Origin of the sequence: Stutzerimonas chloritidismutans (genome assembly GCF_051486945.1) — a bacterium.
GTDB classification, from domain to species: domain Bacteria; phylum Pseudomonadota; class Gammaproteobacteria; order Pseudomonadales; family Pseudomonadaceae; genus Stutzerimonas; species Stutzerimonas chloritidismutans_B.
In genome coordinates this window covers 20,042-38,906 of sequence record NZ_JAHVDX010000001.1, presented here as the reverse complement: position 1 = coordinate 38,906, position 18,865 = coordinate 20,042, and the positions used below count along the sequence as shown (strand labels likewise).

Sequence of the window (18,865 nt, the reverse complement as noted above, 5' to 3'; positions counted from 1 at the left end):
AACCGGTCATTCACAGACGCCACGGCTAGCCGGTCCAGTCACCCCGCGGTGCGAAAAACCTTGCGCCGGCCGTCGGCTTTTCTGACCTAGTGGACAACCTGTCCAGCGTGGCGGATAAACGTGCACGATGCTTGTCCAGCCGGCCGGACTTGGGTGAAGCGTCAATGCTCTGCACCGCTGCTTGTACGTGCAGGTGCCAGAGCCCCGGGCAGCCGGCGACGCGACCGACTGTCGGTGTCTGACCCGGGTGCAACCGCACTGGCATGAGATTGGCTCCGCCGAACGAGCCGCGACACGGCGCTCACCTATTCCAACAACAAGAAGGACGCTCCGATGAACCCACGCCCCTCCCGTTTGGCCCCCTGCCCTCGTCTGCTGCGCGCTTGGCCGGCAGCGCTGACATTGGTCTTGAGCGGCCCGACATTCGCCTCGACCTGTACTGAATTGCTTGGCGCGACCGTGCCAGCCAGCGCGATTGGGCTGCCCACCTCCGGCGCGCGCGTCACGGCAGCGACCGTCGTGCCGGCGGGAGGCAGCGCGCCACAAGCGTTCGGCGCGTATTGCGACGTCAGTGCCGACATCGCGCCGGTCGACCCCAGCGCACCGCCGATCCGCATGCGCATCGCCCTGCCCGAGCAATGGAACGGCAAGGCGATGATGTACGGCGGTGGCGGTTACAACGGCACTATCCCGAACGTTGCCGGCAACGTACCGGCCGGGCCGGTCGACCAACCGACGCCTTTGGGCCGAGGCTATACCGTCTTCGGCAGCGACTCGGGGCACCCGGCCAATCCGGTCAACCCCGGCGACTTCGCCTGGAACGAGGAAGCGCTGGCGAATTACGCGCACGATGCTTTGAAGAAAACCCGCGACACCGCCATACAGCTGATCGAGCGCCGCTACGGTAGCCAGCCGACGCGCAGCTACTTTGCGGGCGGCTCGACCGGCGGGCGTGAGGCGCTGGCCGTCGTGCAGCAATGGCCGACCGATTTTCAGGGCGCGATCGTGCTCTACCCCGCTTTCAATGCCGCGGCGCTGGACCTGCAATTCGGCCGGATCACCCGTGCCCTCGCCCAGCCCGGTGCCTTCCCTAACCTTCAGCAGCGCGCTGCCCTGCTCGAAGCCGCCATGCAAGCCTGCGACGCGCTCGATGGCGCCCGCGACCGTGTCATCAGCCATCAGGCGGCGTGCAACGCGCGGTTCGACCCGGCAACGGCGCGGCTCGATGGCCGCCCGCTGCGCTGCAAGGGCGGCAGCGGCCTTGGCGACAATTGCCTATCCGATGCGCAGATCGCTGCCCTCAACATATTCGACACACCGATCCGCTTCAGCCAGCCGCTGGCCAGTGGCGAGACGGGTTACCCCGGCTTCAACACGTGGGGCACCGATCTTGGGCGCCCTGGCGAGGGCTTGCAGCTGGTGGTCAACCGCCTCGGCCTCAATACGTTGCAACCGGACTACCCGATGCCCGTGCACGGCACGGGCTTTGCCGAAGGGGCCCCGTACCACGCCGGTTTCTGGGATGAATGGGTACGCTACTTCGTAACCCGTAACCCGGCGTTCAATTCGCTGACCCTGAATCCGACCCAGCTGGGACCGTGGCAGGCGCGCGTCGACGCTCTCTCGCTGCGCCAGGACGTAAACCAGACCGACCTCTCGGCGTTTGCCGACAACGGCGGGAAAATCCTCATGGCGCACGGCACGTCCGACCAGCTCGTCAGCACCCGCGCCACCGCCGACTACTACCGGCGCGTGCAACGCGACATGGGCGTGGGCCAGACCCGGCGCTTCATGCGCTACTACGAGATTCCCGGTTACGCCCACGCCGCCAGCACCGTGTTCAACGCCGCCTGGGACTCACTGACGGCGCTGGAGAACTGGGTCGAACGGGGCGTCGCGCCCAAGCGCGAGGTGGTCGCCGACAGCGTCGCTGTGCCTGGCCGCACCCGGCCGCTATGCGAGTACCCACGCTGGCCGCTGTATCGCGGCAAGGGCGACGTGAACCAGGCGGCCAGTTTCATCTGCGTGAACAGCTACCGGGACGCCCGCTGATAAAGAAAGAATGCGACCCGGATAGCGGGTCGCATGAGGCTCAGCCCTGGAGGAAGGCCAGCACAGGCTGAGTGAAGCCGTCGCCCTGTTCGACATTGGACAGGTGCGCGGCTTCCAGCTCCAGCAGTTGGGCACCGCCGATGCGCGCCTGCATGAAGCGCCCATCTTCGGGTGTGGTGACCGGGTCCTGGACGCCGCAGACGATCAACGTTGGCACCGAGATGGCACCGAGCTGTTCGCGGAAATCAGCATCGCGCACGGCGCCGCAGTTGGCGGCATATCCGGCCGGCGAGGTACTGGCGATCATCTCGGTGATACGGCTGACCTGTGCCGGCTGCTCCGCGGCGAAACCGGGTGTGAACCAGCGGGCCACAGAACCGTCGCGCATGTCGCGCATCGCCTGCTCGCCACCTTTCAGCACCATCTCGATGCGATCGTTCCACACCGCGTCGGTACCGATCTTCGCTCCGGTATTGCACACCACGAGCTTGGTTAGCCGTTCGCTGGCGTTGATGCCCAGCCACTGGCCGATCAGCCCGCCCATGGACAGGCCGCAGAAGGCAAAACGATCGATGCCGAGCGCGTCGACCATCGCCAGCACATCGCGGCCAAGCTGCTCGATCGAATAGGGCCCGGGCGTGACGGACGAGCCGCCGTGGCCACGGGTGTCGTAGCGCAGCACACGAAAGTGTTCGGTAAACGCCGGCAGCTGGGCATCCCACATGCCCAGCTCGGTGCCGAGTGAATTGGAAAGCACCAGCACCGGCGCATCGGCCGGGCCGTCGAGGCGATAGTTCAGTTCGCCGTCCGCTAGGTTGACGCTGGGCATGACCACTCCTTCTTGAATGAGAGAACGCCGCCGGGCGAACCCCGGCGGCAAGGCGATGAGATCAGGCAAGCAAAGGCCGGAACCGGGCACCGGGCAAGCCTTGCCGGGCCCCGTTCAAACCCGTTCGACCGCAAGCGCAAGGCCCTGGCCGACGCCTACGCACATGGTCGCCAGGCCCAACTTGCCGCCAGATTGTTCCAGCGCATGCACTGTGGTCAGCACGAGGCGCGCGCCGCTCATGCCCAGCGGATGTCCAAGCGCGATGGCGCCTCCTTGCGGGTTGACCTTGGGGCTGTCGTCCGCGAGGCCCAGATCACGCGTTACCGCCAAAGCCTGGGCGGCAAAGGCTTCGTTCAGTTCAATCACATCGAACTCGTCGACCGCTTTGCCCAGCCGTTCGCACAGCTTGCGCACCGCTGGCACCGGACCGATACCCATCACGCGAGGCGCAACGCCGGCGCTGGCCATGCCCAGCACCTTGGCGCGCGGCTTGAGTCCGTATTTCTGCACCGCCTCGGCACTGGCAAGAATCATCGCCGCGGCGCCGTCGTTGACGCCCGAGGCGTTGCCGGCGGTAACCGTCTTGTCCGGTCCGTTGACCGGCTTGAGCTTGGCCAGGGCCTCGGCGGTGGTATCGCCGCGAGGATGCTCATCGGTGTCGACCACCGTGTCCCCCTTCTTGCCCTTGATGACCACCGGGACGATTTCTTCGGCGAAGAACCCGGCCGCCTGCGCCGTGGCGGTGCGCTGCTGGCTGCGCAGGGCGAAGGCGTCCTGGTCCTCGCGGCTGACCTTGTGCTCGTCGGCGACGTTGTCGGCGGTCTGCGGCATGGCATCGACGCCATACAGCTCCTTCATCTTGGGATTGATGAAGCGCCAGCCGATGGTGGTGTCCTCGATCTTCTGGGTGCGGCCAAAGGCCGTATCCGCCTTGCCCATGACGTAGGGCGCGCGGGACATGGATTCGACACCGCCCGCGATTGCGAGCTCCATCTCACCGCAGGCGATGGCGCGGAAGGCGCTGCCCACCGCATCCATCCCCGAGGCACAGAGCCGGTTCAGCGTGACGCCGGGGACAGTTTCCGGCAAACCCGCCAGCAACGCGGCCATGCGCGCCACGTTTCGGTTGTCTTCGCCAGCCTGGTTGGCGCTGCCCATGAACACCTCATCGACGGCCGCCGGATCGAGGCTCGGGTTGCGCGCCAGCAGGGCCTTGATCGGCGTGGCCGCCAGGTCGTCGGCACGCACCGCGGCCAGGGAACCGCCGAAGCGGCCGATGGGCGTGCGTACCGCATCGCAGATAAAGACGTCGCGTGTCATTCGTCACCTCCAGCTTGTCCATGGGCCGCGGCGGTGCGTGCCTCGAGGGCGCGCAGAGCCTCCAGCTCAGCCTGGGTTGGTGCCGCCGTTTCCGACAGGTCATCGGCGAAACGAATGGCCCAACCGGTGTTTTCGACCACTTGATCGCGGGTCACGCCAGGATGCAGCGAGGTCACCACGAACTCGTTGGACCCAGCTTCCGGCGTCATGATGCACAGGTCGGTGATGATCGCGACCGGCCCCTTGCCTGGCAGCCCGAGGCGCTGGCGATGGTCACCGCCTTCGCCATGCCCCACCGACGTGATGAACGCGAGCTTGTCGACGAAGGTGCGGTGCGACTGCTTGAGAATGATCAGCACCTCCTTCGCGCTACCGGCAATTTCCGGTGCGCCACCGGCGCCAGGCAAGCGAACTTTCGGTTGGTGATAGTCACCGATCACGGTGGTGTTGATGTTGCCGAACTTGTCGACCTGAGCCGCGCCAAGGAAGCCGACGTCGATACGCCCACCTTGCAGCCAGTAGCGGAAGATCTCGCCGGTGGGCACTACGGTGTCGGCGGTCTCGGCCAATTCGCCGTCACCAATCGACAGCGGCAGCACGCTCGGCTTTGCACCGATCGGGCCTGATTCATAAATCAGCACCACATCGGGCGCATGGGTCAGGCGAGCCAGATTGGCGGCCTTGGACGGCAATCCAATGCCGACGAAGCAGACGCTGCCGTTGCCGAGCCGGCGCGCGGCGGCCACGGTCATCATTTCATTGGTGCTGTAATCGGGGGTGGCATGGGTGCTCATCAGTTGGCCTCCTGTGCAGCCAGCTTGGCCTGATAGGCAGCGAAATCCTCGGTGCCGCGAACGAACTCATCGACCCAGGCGTTGAAGCGTTCACGGTCACGCGCGATCGGGTCCCATTGCTGATAGAACCGGTTGTCGCGCTCGTAATACCCGTGGGCGTAGGACGGATGGGCACCGCCCGGCACAGCGCAAACGGCCGTCAGCGCCCAGCTCGGCAGGACGCAGGCATTCATCGGTGCTTGAAGGTCATCGACGACTTCCTCGACGGTGACGATGCAGCGCTTGGCCGCGAGGGCCGCCTCCTTCTGTACCCCAAGGATGCCCTGGATGAGTACGTTGCCCTTGCGATCGGCCTTTTGCGCGTGAATCACGGTCACGTCCGGGCGCACGCTCGGCACCGCTGCGAGCACTTCCCCAGTAAACGGGCACGTCACGCTCTTGATCACCGGGTTGACCTTTGGCAAGTCGGAGCCAGCGTAGGCGCGCAGCACCGCGAACGGCAGGCCCGAGGCGCCGGCCACATAGGCATTCGCAAGGTCGGCGTGGCTGTGTTCTTCAATTTCCAGCGGCTGCGGCCAGCCCTTCTCCACCGCGTCGCGCAACCGATGGAGCGAGCCCACGCCGGGGTTGCCGCCCCATGAAAAAATCAGCTTCTTCGCACAACCGGCACCGATCAGCAGGTCGTAGACCAGGTCGGGCGTCATGCGTACGAGCGTCAGGTCGCGCTTGCCTTGCCGAATCAGCTCGAGTGCCGCGGCAGTGGGAATCAGGTGGGTAAATCCTTCAAGGGCAACGGTGTCGCCGTTACTGACGAAGCGATCGATTGCCTCGCGAAGCGAGAGAAGCTCGGCCATGGGTCTGTCTCTTGTGGGTATCGAATGCGCATCTACGCGTTCGGCCACACTACCCAGAGCCCCTTAGCGGGACAATCCGATAATCGAATAGCTGTTCGATTATCGAACGAAAAAGCGTTGCACCGTGCTGGCGCTTTGGCTTGGGCCATTCAGTGAAATAACCGAGTGCTCAGCTCTTTGCTCGCTTCCAGCAACACGGGGAGAAAGCGCGACACCAGTTCCTGACGCGTCACCCGCCCGGCGTGGGTCCCCACATTGAGCGCGGCCAATACCTGCCCGGCTGAGTCCTTCAGCGGCACGGCCAGCGAGCGCAGCCCGACCTCCAACTCCTGATCGACGATCACCCAGCCCTGCTGGCGAATCTCGGCGATGGATTCGCGGATCGCTTCCGGCGTATGCAACGTGCGGCTGGTCTTGATCTGCAGGTTGGCGTGCTCGAGGTAGTCGTCCAACGCCGCGTCATCGAGGGCCGCCAGCAGGATGCGGCCCATCGAGGTGCAGTAGGCCGGCAACCGGCTGCCGACGCTCAGGTCCACCGAGATCAGCCGCTGCGGCGTGGCGGAGCGTGCGACGTAGAGCACCTCATCGCCCTCGAGGGTCGCCATGGAGCAGGCCTCGTGAAGCTGATCGCTCAAGCGGTCGAGGATCGGCTGCGCAGTCACCGCCAGCGGTGTCGAGGAAAGGTACGCGTGGCCGAGCGTCAGCACCTTGGGCAGCAGCGAATAGGTGCGACCGTCGGTGGTCGCATAGCCGAGTTTGATCAAGGTGTGCAGACAGCGGCGCACCGCCGCGCGTGGGATCTCGGTGCGGTGGCTGATCTGCGCGATGGTCAGGTGCCGCTTGCGTTCCTGGAACGCATGGATGACCGCCAGCCCGCGGGCGAGCGACGTCATGAAGTTGGGATCGCCGGTCAGCGCGTCGATGCGTTTGGCTGGCGAGGCGATGATAGCCGGTGCCATCGGCGCAATGCTGGGGCGGGATTCGTCGCTCATGACGTACACCTGGTCAGGAAGAATGTCCGATTATCGTTCTGTTTGTTCCCGATCCCAAGCCACTGGCCTGGCGAGAGCCCTATTCACCCTGAACCGACTCGACGCCCAACTCGTCGTAGACCTCTTCGGCCAGGTGAAAGGTAGCGTTGGCCGCCGGAATGCCGCAATAGATGGCGCTCTGCAAAAGCACCTCCTTGATTTCGTCGCGCGTCACACCGTTGTTCTTCGCGGCGCGCAGGTGCAGCTTGAGCTCGCCCTCACGGTTCATGCCGATGAGCATGGCGATGGTGATCAGGCTACGCGTGTGCCGTGGCAAGCCCGGGCGGGTCCAGATGTCGCCCCAGGCGTGGCGAGTGATCATCTCCTGGAATTCCTGGTTGAACGGCGTGATCTTCTCCAGGCTGCGGTCGACGTGCGCGTCGCCCAGCACTGCACGCCGGACCTGCATGCCGGCTTCGTAGCGTTCTTTCTCATCCATCGTGTCGGTTCCTGTATCGAAGTTCGCAAGGCCGCCGACGTGCGGCCTGTGATTGATCAAATTGCCCGGTGAGCCGCCACGGCCTGGTCGACCCAACGCCGCGCCTGGCCCAGGTAGCCGGCCGGATCGAGCAGGCGGTCCAGCTCGGCATCGTTGAATTGCTCCCGGATGGCGGGCGTTTCCGCGAGCACGCCGCGCAGGTGCCGGCCGTCGGCCACGGCACGCTTGCAACATTGCTCAACCAGATGATGCGCGGCGTCACGCCCGATACGCTGGGCCAGGGCGATACTCACCGCCTCGGCCAACACCAGGCCGCGGGTCTGTTCCAGATTGCCCTGCATGCGTGCCGGATCGACTTCCAACCCTGCCACTACCGTCAACGCCTGTTGCAGCGCCCCAGACACCACGCAGCAGAGCTCCGGCAGCGTTTCCCACTCGGCGTGCCAGAGACCAAGGCTGCGCTCGTGCTCTTGCGGCATCGCGGACAACAGGGTCGACACCAACCCAGGGGCGCGCGTGGCGGCAGCGATCATCACCGCGCAACCGACCGGATTGCGCTTGTGTGGCATGGTCGAGGAGCCGCCCTTGCCCGGGGCTGACGGTTCGAAGACTTCGCCGACATCGGTCTGCATCAGCAGCGACAGGTCGCGTCCGAGCTTGCCCAGGCTGCCCGCCACCAGCCCCAGCCAGGCGCCGAACTCCACCAGTCGGTCGCGCTGGGTATGCCAGGGCTGCTCGGGCAGCTGCAAGCCCAGCTCCTCGGCAAGCGCCTGCGACACAGGCCAGGCATGCTCGCCCAGCGCCGCGAGCGAACCGGACGCGCCGCCGAACTGCAGGCTGAGCAGGCGCGGTTTCAGTTCCTGCAAACGCTGGCGATGACGGGTCACCGCGCCCAACCAGCCCGCGATCTTCATGCCCAGGGTGATGGGCGTGGCGTGCTGCAGCCAGGTCCGCCCCGGCATGGCAAGCTCGGCGTGGCGTTCGGCCTGCTCGGCCAGCAGATCGCCCAGACGTGCCAGATCACGCTCCAACAGTCCGATCCCGCGACGGATCTGCAACACGAGCCCCGTGTCCATGGCGTCCTGGCTGGTCGCCCCCAGGTGAACATAACGCTCTGCCTCTGGATCGGCATTGGCGACCCGCTTGCCCAGCGCCTTGGCCAGTGGGATAGCGGAGTTGCCGGCCGTGGTGATGGCCTGCGCCAGCGCGTCGAGATCGTAGAATTCGGCGCGGCAAGCGGCCTCGATGGGTGCGACGGCGGTCTCGGGTATCGCGCCGCAACGGGCTTCGGCGCGTGCCAGCGCCGCTTCGAAATCCAGCATGCCCTGCATATGGCCGTGGTCGGAGAACACCTCGCGCATGTCCGCGGCAGTGAAATAGGCATCGAGAAGCTGACGGGTCGGACGGTTCAAGAATAGAGCTCCTGCATGTTGCGGAAACGGGCCGTCACGTCGCGCACCACGGGCTGAGTTGCTGCAAACGGCTGCGGGTGCGGGCGAAGTCCACGTGCGCGCCGGCGCTGAGCAGCTCGTCCAGCCCGGCCTCGGCCACCAGGACGAGCTCCACCGCGCTGTCATAAAAAATGTCGACAAGGTTGAGAAACCGCTGCTGCACATCGATGCCTTCACCATCGAGACGCGGCACACCGGTGATGATGATCTGCTCGAATGCGTCGTTCAGCCAGATGAAATCGGCGCTCGAGCGCGGAAGCCGGCAGAGTTCGTCGAAATCCAGCCAGCCCGCCCGGCCCGCCCGTGCGTTGAGCCGCAACGGCCGGTGGTTGACCTCGATCACGGCGTCGCGCTCCGCCGCGGGTGCAGCCAGCCGGTCGAGCGCCCACCTCGGCTGTTCGGCGGCCGGCACCTGGGCATAAGTGCCCCAGACATAGCCGCCTTCGGCACGCTGGCGGTAATCCTCGCCCCCATCGAGCTGGCGCACCGCAAATTGGCGCTCGATGAGTTCGATGGTCGGCTTGAAGCGGTCCCGATACAGCGGGTTCGGGCACAAGGCGCTGGGTTCGTAGTTCGAGGTGGCGACGATACCGACGCCCTGCTCGACCAACTGGCGCAGCAAGCGGCCGAGCAGCATGGCATCGCCGAGATCGTGGACGTGGAATTCGTCGAAACAGAGCAGGCGCGTTTCAGCAGCCAGCTCCGCGGCGACGCGGGCCAATGGATCGGGCTGGCCGGTCAGCGCTTGCAAACGGCTCAGCACGTATTGAAGAAACGCATGGAAATGCACTCGACGCTTGGCCACGACCGGCGCCGCCGCGAAAAAAGCATCCATCACGAAGCTCTTGCCCCGTCCGACGCCGCCCCAGAGGTACACGCCCGCTTTCGGCGCGCGCCGCCAGCCGCGACGACCGTCCAGCCAGCTGTCCAGCCAACCGCCGAGCAGCTCGACGGCGGCATATTGTGCCGGGTCAGCCTGGTAGCCATGACGTTCGAGCCGCGCCCTGAAGCCCTCGACGACCTGCTGCGCGACGTGAACTTCGGCCGAAGCCGTGTTGACCTTAGAAGTCAAAGAATACCGTCTCCCCCTCCCCCTGCAGGCGCACGTCGAAGCGATAGGCCGTTTGGCCATCGATTTCGCAGCGCTTGGCGATCAGCGTCTCGCGCCGCTGGGCCCATTCGATGCCGCTCAGAACCGGGTCCTTCGCGTTGGCGTCGGCCTCGTCGTCGAAGTAGATGCGCGTGTGCAGGTGGATGTTGATACCCCGCGCAAACAGCGAAAGGCTCACATGCGGTGCCATCAGCACACCGGCGCGGTTCCTGACCTGCCCGGGCTTGACCGTCCGCACCGTCCACTCACCCGCATCGAAGGTGGTAGCGGTGCGGCCGAAGCTGTTGAAGCTCCGCTTCGGATCGAATTCGGTGTGGTACACCCCCGCATGGTCGGCCTGCCAGAGTTCGAGGAAGGAGTCGCGTACCAGGTGGCCCATGCCATCGAACACGCGGCCGACCAGGAGGATGTGCTCGCCCTCGGCGTCGGGCTTGGCCATCTCGTTCCAGATTTCCAGCTCGCGAACCGGGTTGCCGGCAGCAGCGAGCGCGAGGCCGATATGGACGTAGGGGCCGGCCGTCTGGGAGGGTGTTTCGGGCAACAGTTGTACAGGCATTTCGGGCTCCTACTCAGCGATTTTCGAAGAACGTCTTGCGCTGACCGCGCAGCACGATGTCGAACCGATAGGCCAGACAATCCATGGGATGCGCCATGCCCATGTCCAGTTTGGCGATCAGAGACTGCACCGCCTCCGCATCGGAGATGGTCTTGACAATCGGACACAGCGGTATGAGCGGGTCACCCTCGAAGTACAGCTGGGTGATCAGGCGGGTCGAGATCGACGGGCCGCTGATGGAGACGTGGATATGCGCGGGCCGCCACTCGTTCGGGCCGTTCATCCAGGGATAGGGGCCGGGTTTGATAGTGCGGAAGACGTAGTTGCCGTCACGGTCGGTCAAGGTACGGCCGACGCCGCCGAAGTTAGGGTCCAGTGGGGCGATGTAGCGATCGTTCTTGTGCCGATAGCGGCCGCCGGCGTTGGCTTGCCACATTTCCACGAGCGTATTCGGGATCGGCTTGCCGTACTGGTCCATGACCCGCCCGGAGACGATGATCCGCTCCCCGATCGGCAAACCGCCGTTATTGAAGTTCAGCAGCAGGTCGTTGTCGTGCTTGCCGAATTCGAGGTGGGAAAAATCCGGGCCGGTGGTTTCCGACACCGAAGGCGCAATGGTGATCAGCGCTTGGCGCGGCGAACGGGCGACCGAGGTCTTGTAGTCGGGAGTCAGCGCCGGCGGGTGGAGGGACCGATTGCGCGCCACGAAAAGGCTGGTGTCCAACTCGGACATGTCAGGCTCCTTTTGTTGAAATTAGTAGAGCGTTCACTCAGGCGTCCTCAGTCTGCGTCGAAGCGTCGCAGATGAAAAATGAAAAGACGCGCGTGATCCATAACCAAAAGGTTATGGCTACTGACGTAATGCCGCCGCTGCATCCCGCAACGCTTCACAGCAGAACTGCACCGCGAGCGTCGGAGCCAGGGTCGGATTGCTGCAGATCCCAACCGAGCCGCCCGGCTCCTTCAGCCCCACGTCGAGCTCCACCAGGTCACCGGTGGCCAGCCCCTGGCGCACGGCATCAAAGGGCGCAACCCACACCGCATCAGTCAGGCGAACGTATTGCTGGCTGAGCGCGACTGACAGGGTCTCCAGCCGCCGTGGTGGCGCACCAATGCCTAACTGGATGAATAGGCTGTCAGCGTAGCGGCGGATGGTCGTGCCGGCCTGCGGCAACACCACAGGGTAATCGCCGATGCGCCCGGGCTCAGTCGTCAGCAGCGCATGGCCGGGGCGCACCACCAGCGTCATCGACTCGCTGTAGAGATGCTCGAAGCTCAAGCCTTCGATGCGCGGGCTGTCGGTCATCCGACCCACGACCAGGTCCAGTTGGCCGCCACGCAATTGGTCGAGCAAATAGGCGCTGGGCCCGGTGATCACGCTGACCGCCAGTGCGGCATGCCGCGTATGCAGGCGCCGGACGACTTCTGGCAGCAGCGAACTTTCCACCGTCGACAACGCACCGAGCCGCACGATGCCCGCCTCATGCTCGCCGGCGCGCAGGCTGCGGACGCCTTCGCGCAGCGCCTGCACGCTGGGGCCAGCGAAGCGCAGGAAGGCCTGGCCGGCGTCGGTCAGGGTCACGCCCTTCTTGCTTCGCTCGAACAGCCGCGCCTCGAGCAATTTCTCCAGCTCGCGCAAGGTCTTGGAGACCGCTGGCTGGCTGACGGCCAACGCCTCGGCGGTACGCGCCAGGCTGCCCTGCCGTGCAACCTCGATGAAACACAGCAGATGGCGAAACTTGATGCGGCTGTCGATGTTCACCCTGAACTCCCCGCGATGGGCCTGCGGCGGAGCTTACACGCCAGCCGGCCGAGCCCGCAGCCGTTCGCGCGGCTTACTCGATCGGTTCGTAGGGCAGCCCGACGTAATTCTCCGCAATGGTCTTCAGGCCCGCCTCGGTACTGGTGAAGTAGTCCTGCTCACTCAGTTGGATGCGTCGGCCGAACGCGTCGGTATCAGGGAAGCGGTGCAACAGGCTCGTCATCCACCAGGAAAAGCGTTCGGCCTTCCAGACCCGGCGCAGGCAGATCGGCGAATAGCGCGCCACGAGATCCGTGCGACCTTCCCCGTAGACCTTGAGCAGGATGCGCCACAGCGTACTGACGTCACTCGCGGCCAGGTTCAGCCCTTTGGCCCCGGTCGGCGGCACGATGTGCGCGGCATCGCCGACCAGAAACAACCGGCCGTGCTGCATAGGCTCGACAACGAAGCTGCGCAGCGGCGCGATGCTCTTCTCCAGCGACGGGCCAGTCACCAGCCGCTCGGCAACATCTGCCGGCACGCGGCGTTTGAGTTCGGCCCAGAAGCGCTCGTCCGACCAGTCCTCGACGCGCTCGTCCAGACCAACCTGCACGTAATACCGCGAGCGGGTTGCCGAGCGCATGCTGCACAAGGCGAAGCCCCGCTCATGGCTGGCATAGATCAGCTCATGGCTGACCGGCGGCGTGTCGCTGAGTACGCCCAGCCAACCGAAAGGATAGGCACGCTCGAATTCCTGGCGCGCATCGTCGGGCATGCTCTTGCGCGAGATGCCATGGAAGCCGTCGCAACCGGCCACGTAATCGCAATCCAGCCGGACCTGCTCGCCGCCGTAGGTGAAGCTCAGCCAAGGGGCCTGCGTCTCAAGGTCATGCAATGCGACATCAGGGACGCCGTAGAACGTCGTCGCGCCCACCGCTTTGCGTGCATCCATCAGGTCGCGCGTCACTTCGGTCTGACCGTAGACCATGACGGTGTCACCGCCGGTCAGCGCCTTCAGGTCGATCCGCACGCGCCGGTCGCCGAAGGCTAGCTCGACGCCCTCATGCACCTGGCCTTCGGCATCCATCCGGTCAGCCACACCGGCTTCACGCAGCAGGTCGACCATGCCCTGTTCCAGCACCCCGGCGCGAATCCGCGCGAGCACATACTCGGGCGTCTGGCGTTCGATGATGACGTTGGGAATGCCAGCCTTGTGCAACAGCTGGCCTAGCAACAGCCCGGACGGGCCTGCGCCGATGATGGCGACCGCGGTTTTCATGGCGAACCTCGCATTATTGTTTTATTCGAGAGGCTCATGGTCAGCGCTCGGCGCCTCGCCGATAATGCACCCAGCATCAAGAAACCTGGACTTTTATAAACAGCGTTCGATTACCGAACAGGAGCCTTCGTTGATGCGCATGCCACCCGCCGCTGCCGTTCCCGTCTTCAAGCTATACGGCGACGGGCTCGCGTGGCCGACACTCGACCTGATGCATTGCGAATCCATTGCCGAACGCAGCCGCCTGCATGGCTGGGAGATCCGCCCGCACCGCCATGCTGACTTGACGCAACTGCTCTATCTGCGCAGCGGCTGGGCGGAAGTCGAACTCGAAGGTGTGCGGACGCGCATCGACGAGGCATCGCTGCAGGTCGTCCCGGCGCTGGCCGTGCACGGCTTTCGCTTTTCCGAGCAGGTCGAGGGGCACGTGCTGACGCTGGCTGCGCCTCTGCTAACCCAGCTGGACGAAGCGCTCGGTAGTGGCCAGACGTCGTTGAAAGCCGCGGGGCTGTATCGCGCCGGGCGGGATCGCCCCTACCTCGACAGCCTGTTCGACCAGATCGAGCAGGAATACCGCGCCACGGCTCCGGCGCGGGAGCTGCAATTGCAATCGCTGGCGGCGATGCTCGCGGTATGGGTCAGCCGGCAGAGCCACACCGCCCACGCACCGGAGGCGCCAACGCGGGGCAAGCAGCTGTTGAGTCAGTTCGTGCAGTTGCTGGAGGCGGACTTCGCCGAGCAGCCGACGGTCGAGCAGTACGCCCGCCGTTTGGACATCACGCCGGCGTATCTGAATACGCTGGCGCGCCGCTATACCGGGCTCACCGCGCAGGGGATGTTGCACCAGCGACTGCTCATCGAGGCCAAGCGGCAACTGGTGTATACCGCGATGAGTGTCAGTGATATCTCCGATGCACTTGGATTTTCCGAACCGGCGTATTTTTCACGCTTCTTCAAGCGGCTGGCGGGGATATCGCCTAGGCAGTTCCGGTGCAGCACTGAAAAGTAGCGTGTCCCGGGCTGCTGGAAACCGAGGCAAATAAAAACCCCGCAAGGCAAGCCATGCGGGGTTCTTGATTACCTACCTGCAATCAGACCGCAAACCGTCCCACCAAGCCCCGCAGGCCTACGGCGAGTTGAGCAAGCTCCTGACTGGCCACGCTCGTTTGGTTGGCGCCCGCCGACGTCTGCATCGACAAGTCACGGATGTTCACCAGGTTCCGGTCCACTTCACGCGACACCTGGGCTTGCTCTTCCGATGCACTGGCCACAACGGTATTGCGCTCGCTGATAGTGGCGATGGCCGTCGCGATCTGATCGAGGGCCTCGCCAGCCGCCTGAGCGACGACCAGCGTCGAGCGCGCCTGCTCGTTGCTCAGCTGCATCGCTTGAACGGCGCGGTCGGTGCCGTGCTGGATGCCGCCGATCATTTCCTCGATTTCCTGGGTCGACTGCTGGGTGCGATGCGCCAGCGCACGCACTTCATCAGCCACCACCGCGAAACCGCGGCCGGCATCACCGGCCCGCGCCGCTTCGATAGCGGCGTTGAGCGCCAGCAGGTTGGTCTGTTCCGCGATCGCACGGATCACGTCGAGTACCTTGCTGATGTCGCGGACCTTGTCGGCCAGCTCACCCACTTGCCCAGCCGTGGTGGTCACACCGTCCGCCAGTGCGTTGATCGACTGCACGGTGCGCGTCACCTGTTGCTGACCTTCGCGGCCGGCACGCTCGGATTCGCGTGACGCTTCGGCGGTCGCTACGGCGTTGCGCGCAACTTCGTCGACCGCAGCGGTCATCTGGTTGACCGCTGTGGCGGCCTGCTCGATCTCACCGTTCTGCTGCGCCAGCCCGCGGCTGGAGTCCTCAGTGACGACGTTCAGCTCTTCGGCGGCAGCCGCCAGCTGGTTGGATGAATCGGAGATGTTTTGAATGGTGTCACGCAGGCTGGCCTGCATGCGCTTCATCGCTTCTAGCAGGCGCGCCGGCTCGTCCTTGCCGACGACGACGATCGGTCGGGTCAGGTCGCCTGAGGCGATGACTTCAGCAGCTTTCACCGCTTCGGCCAGCGGCTGGACGATGCTGCGGATCAGCAGCCAGGCCAGCAGTGCGGTAACCAGTGCCGCGATGATGATAGAAGTGATGACCGAAATACGGGAGCTATCGTAGGTTTCGGCGGACATGTCAGCGGCGGCTTTGATGCCTTTGGTATTGAACTCTCCAAGCGCGATCAGGGTTTGCATCAGCGCATCAGCGTCGGCAGCCATCGTGCCGTTGAGATAATCCCGTGCCTCGTCGAGGCGACCTTGATCTACCAGAGAAAGGATCTGCTTCTGATCACTCAGATAAACGCCATAGACGCTTGTGAGCCGATCAAAGAGCCCCTGCTCTTCAGGGCCGGTTATGTAGCGCTTGTAAACCTCAAACTGCTTAGCCACCTCGTCCCGCAACTGCACGATGGTGGTCGTAGTCTTGGCCAGCGAGGCTGCATCCGTCATGACAAGCGCCCGCAGGGTAAAGATCCGCTGCCGGAGAATCGACTGGTTCATGTCTTTGAGCGTCGTGACAGAGGGCATCCAGTTGCTATTGATGTCTTCAGAAGCGCTGTCCATCCGCGCCATCTGCGTCAGCGAAAAAATGCCGATGCACAACAGGAAGAGTGCGACCAAACCAAACCCCAAAGCAGCCCGGGGCGCGATACCAAAATTTCGAAGAGACATATAAGTCACCTATCTATGTATGAGCCAACCGCGCGCCGCGAGGGGCGCTGGCGGACAGGCGGCCAAGCCAACCTGATCCATGCTCACTTATCGGTCGCACTCTGCCCTTCTGTAATACCGCTAATCGTTTTTATCGATCGCAATCAGACGCTCGCTCTATCGACACACTCAGCTTATAGGTTGATAGCCGGATAACTGCCCGCGCTCAGGGTGTCGGCAATGGCCTGCGCTGCGACTGACAACTCGTGCCCCGGCTTGGTCAGGACACCCACTGATCGCTCGATCACCGGATCGCCCAGCGCCACGCAGCGCGCACCCACTTCTAGCATCTGGTTACGACACAGCGCCGGAACGGCGCTGACCCCTAAGCTGCTGGCGACCATGCGCCCAACGGTGGCCAGTTGGTGGCTTTCGTACTGCACGGGCAGCGAACGCCCCCGTTGGCGCAGGTGATCCTCCAGCATGAAGCGCACGGTAGATGGGCGCTGCAAGGTGATGAATGGGTAGCCGAGCAAAGCGTCCCAGCCAATTTCGGCCTTGCTCGCTAACGCCGAATCGGCCGGCACCACCGCGACGAAACGGTCGCTATAGAGCGGCGTGAAGCTCAGCGGCATGGTCGGCTCGGGCTCGAAGGCAATGCCGATCTCGACCTGGCCGTCACGCACCAACTCCATCACCTGTTCGTTGATCACGTCATGCACGGTAACGCTGATCGACGGGTAGCGGTCGCTGAAGGTCCGCAAAATGGCGGGCAGCACGTTGCCCGCAAACGACGGCATGGAAGCCAGCGCCACCCGGCCCTGCTGCAAGGTGAAACGCTGGCGCAGCTCATCCTCGGCGTTATCCCAGTCCGCCAACAGGCGCCGAGCCAATGGCAACAAGGCTTCCCCTTCGGGCGTCAGGCCGACGGCGCGTGTCGTGCGGCTGAACAGTCGCCCGCCCAGGCTTTCTTCCAACGCCTTGATCGTCAGGCTGAGCGCGGATTGCGACAGGTGCAGTCGCTCGCATGCCTGGGCAAAGCTGAGCGTATGGGCGACGGCGAGAAACGCACGAAGCTGCTTGACGGTCATGGGTATCCCTCGGCAACAGCCTATTGTTTGGTTTTATTCATTAATAGAACGTAAAAATCAACTTAACAAATAGTCGCTCGCCGTGAACACTCGCCCGTACTCTTAACAATAAGAAGGACTGGTCATGGCTGGTTTCGACAAACGCGTCAACTCCTACGCTGAGGCACTCGAAGGGTTGGAGGACGGCATGACTGTCCTCTCGGGTGGCTTCGGCCTGTGCGGCATTCCCGAGAACCTAATCGCGGAAATCAAGCGCCGCGGTACGCGCGACCTGACAGTGGTCTCTAACAATTGCGGCGTGGATGGCTTCGGTCTGGGCCTGCTGCTTGAAGACCGGCAGATCCGCAAGATGATTGCCTCCTATGTCGGCGAGAACGCGCTATTCGAACGCCAACTGCTCGACGGCGAACTTGAAGTCGAACTGACGCCTCAAGGCACTCTGGCCGAGAAGATGCGTGCAGGCGGGGCAGGCATTCCCGCGTTCTTCACCGCAACCGGCTACGGCACGCCGGTCGCCGAGGGCAAGGAGGTGCGTGAATTCGATGGCCGCCATTACGTGCTCGAGCACGCCATCGTCGGCGACTTCGCGATCGTCAAAGGCTGGAAGGCCGACCGCTACGGCAACGTCGTCTACCGCCACACTGCGCAGAACTTCAACCCGCTGGCCGCTGCTGCCGGCAAGGTGACGGTGGTGGAAGTCGAGGAGATCGTCGAGCCCGGCGAGCTGGACCCAACCCAGATCCACACCCCCGGCATCTATGTCGACCGCCTTATCTGCGGCACCTTCGAAAAGCGCATCGAAAAGCGCACCGTCCGTAGCTGACCAGAACAAGAAGAGGATTCCAGCATGGCACTTTCCCGCGAACAAATGGCCCAGCGCGTCGCCCGCGAGCTGCAGGACGGCTATTACGTAAACCTGGGTATCGGCATCCCTACCCTGGTCGCCAATTACGTGCCCGAGGGCATGGACGTGATGCTGCAGTCCGAGAACGGGCTGCTCGGCATGGGCACCTTTCCGACCGAAGAAGAACTCGACGCCGACATGATCAATGCCGGCAAGCAGACCGTCACCGCGCGCGTGGGCGCCTCCATTTTCAACTCGGCCGAGTCCTTCGCGATGATCCGAGGCGGCCACATCGACCTCACCGTGCTGGGCGCTTTCGAGGTGGACGTACAGGGCAACATCGCCTCCTGGATGATCCCCGGCAAGCTGGTCAAGGGCATGGGCGGCGCGATGGACCTGGTCGCCGGAGCCGAGAACATCATCGTGCTGATGACCCACGCTTCGAAGGATGGCGAGTCCAAGTTGCTACCCCAGTGCAACCTGCCGCTGACCGGCGCCGGCTGCATCAAACGCGTGCTGACCGACCTGGCCTACCTCGAGATTGAAAACGGCGCCTTCGTCCTCAAGGAGCGCGCGCCGGGCGTTAGCATCGAGGAGATCCGCGCCAAGACGGCCGGCGAGCTGGTCGTGCCGGATCATGTGCCGGAAATGACGTTCTAGATACGCATGTATTCGCTTGGGAACGTCGAGCGATCCATCGCGATCAGCGGGTGAGCGGGACTGCGGATCGCCAGCAGGTTGGCTCTACGGGACCGTGGACATTCAGCAACGCTTGCG

The 18,865-nt window shown here is 64.2% G+C and carries 18 protein-coding genes; 4 read left to right on the top strand and 14 right to left on the bottom strand.

All coding sequences use genetic code 11. The features are described 5' to 3' along the window. Positions 1 to 333: 333 nt before the first annotated feature. The gene (locus tag KXR72_RS00175) at positions 334 to 2,052 is read left to right on the top strand and encodes a tannase/feruloyl esterase family alpha/beta hydrolase (protein WP_437419124.1); all 1,719 of its coding nucleotides are present in this window, start codon (positions 334 to 336) and stop codon (positions 2,050 to 2,052) included. Between the two features lie 40 nt (positions 2,053 to 2,092). Here KXR72_RS00175 and pcaD read toward each other — a convergent pair whose 3' ends face one another. From pcaD to pobA, 12 genes are all read right to left on the bottom strand, one after another. Then, on the bottom strand, positions 2,093 to 2,881 hold the full coding sequence (pcaD, locus tag KXR72_RS00170; protein WP_437419123.1) for a 3-oxoadipate enol-lactonase: 789 nt from the start codon (positions 2,879 to 2,881) through the stop codon (positions 2,093 to 2,095). A gap of 114 nt (positions 2,882 to 2,995) precedes the next feature. Further along, complete coding sequence (pcaF, locus tag KXR72_RS00165) at positions 2,996 to 4,201, bottom strand: 3-oxoadipyl-CoA thiolase (protein WP_437419122.1); 1,206 nt, start codon at positions 4,199 to 4,201, stop codon at positions 2,996 to 2,998. After that, entirely contained in the window at positions 4,198 to 4,995 is a 798-nt protein-coding gene (locus KXR72_RS00160) for a CoA-transferase subunit beta (RefSeq protein WP_437419121.1), read from the bottom strand. Before KXR72_RS00160 ends, pcaF begins: the two co-directional genes overlap by 4 nt. Further along, entirely contained in the window at positions 4,995 to 5,849 is an 855-nt protein-coding gene (locus KXR72_RS00155) for a CoA transferase subunit A (RefSeq protein ID WP_437419120.1), read from the bottom strand. The genes KXR72_RS00160 and KXR72_RS00155 overlap by 1 nt, the downstream gene beginning before the upstream one ends. 149 nt (positions 5,850 to 5,998) lie before the next feature. Beyond that, entirely contained in the window at positions 5,999 to 6,841 is an 843-nt protein-coding gene (locus KXR72_RS00150; protein ID WP_437419119.1) for an IclR family transcriptional regulator domain-containing protein, read from the bottom strand. Positions 6,842 to 6,920: 79 nt separating this feature from the next. Further along, positions 6,921 to 7,319: a 4-carboxymuconolactone decarboxylase gene (pcaC, locus tag KXR72_RS00145; RefSeq protein ID WP_437419118.1), complete on the bottom strand. Its 399-nt coding sequence runs from the start codon at positions 7,317 to 7,319 to the stop codon at positions 6,921 to 6,923. Positions 7,320 to 7,375: 56 nt separating this feature from the next. After that, complete coding sequence (locus tag KXR72_RS00140) at positions 7,376 to 8,731, bottom strand: 3-carboxy-cis,cis-muconate cycloisomerase (RefSeq protein ID WP_437419117.1); 1,356 nt, start codon at positions 8,729 to 8,731, stop codon at positions 7,376 to 7,378. A gap of 34 nt (positions 8,732 to 8,765) precedes the next feature. Further along, positions 8,766 to 9,842, bottom strand: a complete 1,077-nt coding sequence (zapE, locus tag KXR72_RS00135; protein WP_437419116.1) for a cell division protein ZapE — start codon at positions 9,840 to 9,842, stop codon at positions 8,766 to 8,768. Next, on the bottom strand, positions 9,832 to 10,437 hold the full coding sequence (gene pcaG / locus KXR72_RS00130) for a protocatechuate 3,4-dioxygenase subunit alpha (RefSeq protein ID WP_437419115.1): 606 nt from the start codon (positions 10,435 to 10,437) through the stop codon (positions 9,832 to 9,834). The genes zapE and pcaG overlap by 11 nt, the downstream gene beginning before the upstream one ends. A gap of 13 nt (positions 10,438 to 10,450) precedes the next feature. Then, positions 10,451 to 11,170: a protocatechuate 3,4-dioxygenase subunit beta gene (gene pcaH / locus KXR72_RS00125; protein WP_437419114.1), complete on the bottom strand. Its 720-nt coding sequence runs from the start codon at positions 11,168 to 11,170 to the stop codon at positions 10,451 to 10,453. A gap of 117 nt (positions 11,171 to 11,287) precedes the next feature. Next, a complete protein-coding gene (pcaQ, locus tag KXR72_RS00120; RefSeq protein WP_437419113.1) occupies positions 11,288 to 12,199 on the bottom strand; it encodes a pca operon transcription factor PcaQ in 912 nt (303 codons plus the stop codon). Positions 12,200 to 12,272: 73 nt separating this feature from the next. Further along, positions 12,273 to 13,457 carry a 4-hydroxybenzoate 3-monooxygenase gene (gene pobA, locus KXR72_RS00115; RefSeq protein WP_437419112.1) on the bottom strand — a complete coding sequence of 395 codons (1,185 nt, stop codon included), beginning with the start codon at positions 13,455 to 13,457 and terminating at the stop codon, positions 12,273 to 12,275. A gap of 133 nt (positions 13,458 to 13,590) precedes the next feature. On the opposite strand from pobA, the gene KXR72_RS00110 reads away from it, so the two are divergent. Beyond that, positions 13,591 to 14,466 carry a helix-turn-helix domain-containing protein gene (locus tag KXR72_RS00110; protein ID WP_437419111.1) on the top strand — a complete coding sequence of 292 codons (876 nt, stop codon included), beginning with the start codon at positions 13,591 to 13,593 and terminating at the stop codon, positions 14,464 to 14,466. Positions 14,467 to 14,548: 82 nt separating this feature from the next. Here the strand turns inward: KXR72_RS00110 and KXR72_RS00105 are convergent, their stop codons facing one another. Together KXR72_RS00105 and KXR72_RS00100 are read right to left on the bottom strand one after the other, a co-directional pair. Next, on the bottom strand, positions 14,549 to 16,174 hold the full coding sequence (locus KXR72_RS00105; protein WP_437419110.1) for a methyl-accepting chemotaxis protein: 1,626 nt from the start codon (positions 16,172 to 16,174) through the stop codon (positions 14,549 to 14,551). Between the two features lie 173 nt (positions 16,175 to 16,347). After that, positions 16,348 to 17,244, bottom strand: coding sequence for a LysR family transcriptional regulator (locus KXR72_RS00100; RefSeq protein WP_437419109.1), 897 nt, complete (start codon positions 17,242 to 17,244; stop codon positions 16,348 to 16,350). A gap of 124 nt (positions 17,245 to 17,368) precedes the next feature. On the opposite strand from KXR72_RS00100, the gene KXR72_RS00095 reads away from it, so the two are divergent. Together KXR72_RS00095 and KXR72_RS00090 are read left to right on the top strand one after the other, a co-directional pair. Next, positions 17,369 to 18,067, top strand: coding sequence for a CoA transferase subunit A (locus KXR72_RS00095; protein ID WP_437419108.1), 699 nt, complete (start codon positions 17,369 to 17,371; stop codon positions 18,065 to 18,067). Positions 18,068 to 18,091: 24 nt separating this feature from the next. Then, entirely contained in the window at positions 18,092 to 18,748 is a 657-nt protein-coding gene (locus tag KXR72_RS00090; protein WP_437419107.1) for a CoA transferase subunit B, read from the top strand. Positions 18,749 to 18,865 lie beyond the last annotated feature (117 nt).

Bases quoted from the DNA above. Each gene is read 5' to 3' on its own strand.
- KXR72_RS00175 (WP_437419124.1), top strand. From the start codon at position 334: ATGAACCCACGCCCCTCCCGTTTGGCCCCCTGCCCTCGTCTGCTGCGC.
- pcaD (WP_437419123.1), bottom strand. From the start codon at position 2,881: ATGCCCAGCGTCAACCTAGCGGACGGCGAACTGAACTATCGCCTCGAC.
- pcaF (WP_437419122.1), bottom strand. From the start codon at position 4,201: ATGACACGCGACGTCTTTATCTGCGATGCGGTACGCACGCCCATCGGC.
- KXR72_RS00160 (WP_437419121.1), bottom strand. From the start codon at position 4,995: ATGAGCACCCATGCCACCCCCGATTACAGCACCAATGAAATGATGACC.
- KXR72_RS00155 (WP_437419120.1), bottom strand. From the start codon at position 5,849: ATGGCCGAGCTTCTCTCGCTTCGCGAGGCAATCGATCGCTTCGTCAGT.
- KXR72_RS00150 (WP_437419119.1), bottom strand. From the start codon at position 6,841: ATGAGCGACGAATCCCGCCCCAGCATTGCGCCGATGGCACCGGCTATC.
- pcaC (WP_437419118.1), bottom strand. From the start codon at position 7,319: ATGGATGAGAAAGAACGCTACGAAGCCGGCATGCAGGTCCGGCGTGCA.
- pcaG (WP_437419115.1), bottom strand. From the start codon at position 10,437: ATGCCTGTACAACTGTTGCCCGAAACACCCTCCCAGACGGCCGGCCCC.
- pcaH (WP_437419114.1), bottom strand. From the start codon at position 11,170: ATGTCCGAGTTGGACACCAGCCTTTTCGTGGCGCGCAATCGGTCCCTC.
- pobA (WP_437419112.1), bottom strand. From the start codon at position 13,457: ATGAAAACCGCGGTCGCCATCATCGGCGCAGGCCCGTCCGGGCTGTTG.
- KXR72_RS00110 (WP_437419111.1), top strand. From the start codon at position 13,591: ATGCGCATGCCACCCGCCGCTGCCGTTCCCGTCTTCAAGCTATACGGC.
- KXR72_RS00105 (WP_437419110.1), bottom strand. From the start codon at position 16,174: ATGTCTCTTCGAAATTTTGGTATCGCGCCCCGGGCTGCTTTGGGGTTT.
- KXR72_RS00100 (WP_437419109.1), bottom strand. From the start codon at position 17,244: ATGACCGTCAAGCAGCTTCGTGCGTTTCTCGCCGTCGCCCATACGCTC.
- KXR72_RS00095 (WP_437419108.1), top strand. From the start codon at position 17,369: ATGGCTGGTTTCGACAAACGCGTCAACTCCTACGCTGAGGCACTCGAA.
- KXR72_RS00090 (WP_437419107.1), top strand. From the start codon at position 18,092: ATGGCACTTTCCCGCGAACAAATGGCCCAGCGCGTCGCCCGCGAGCTG.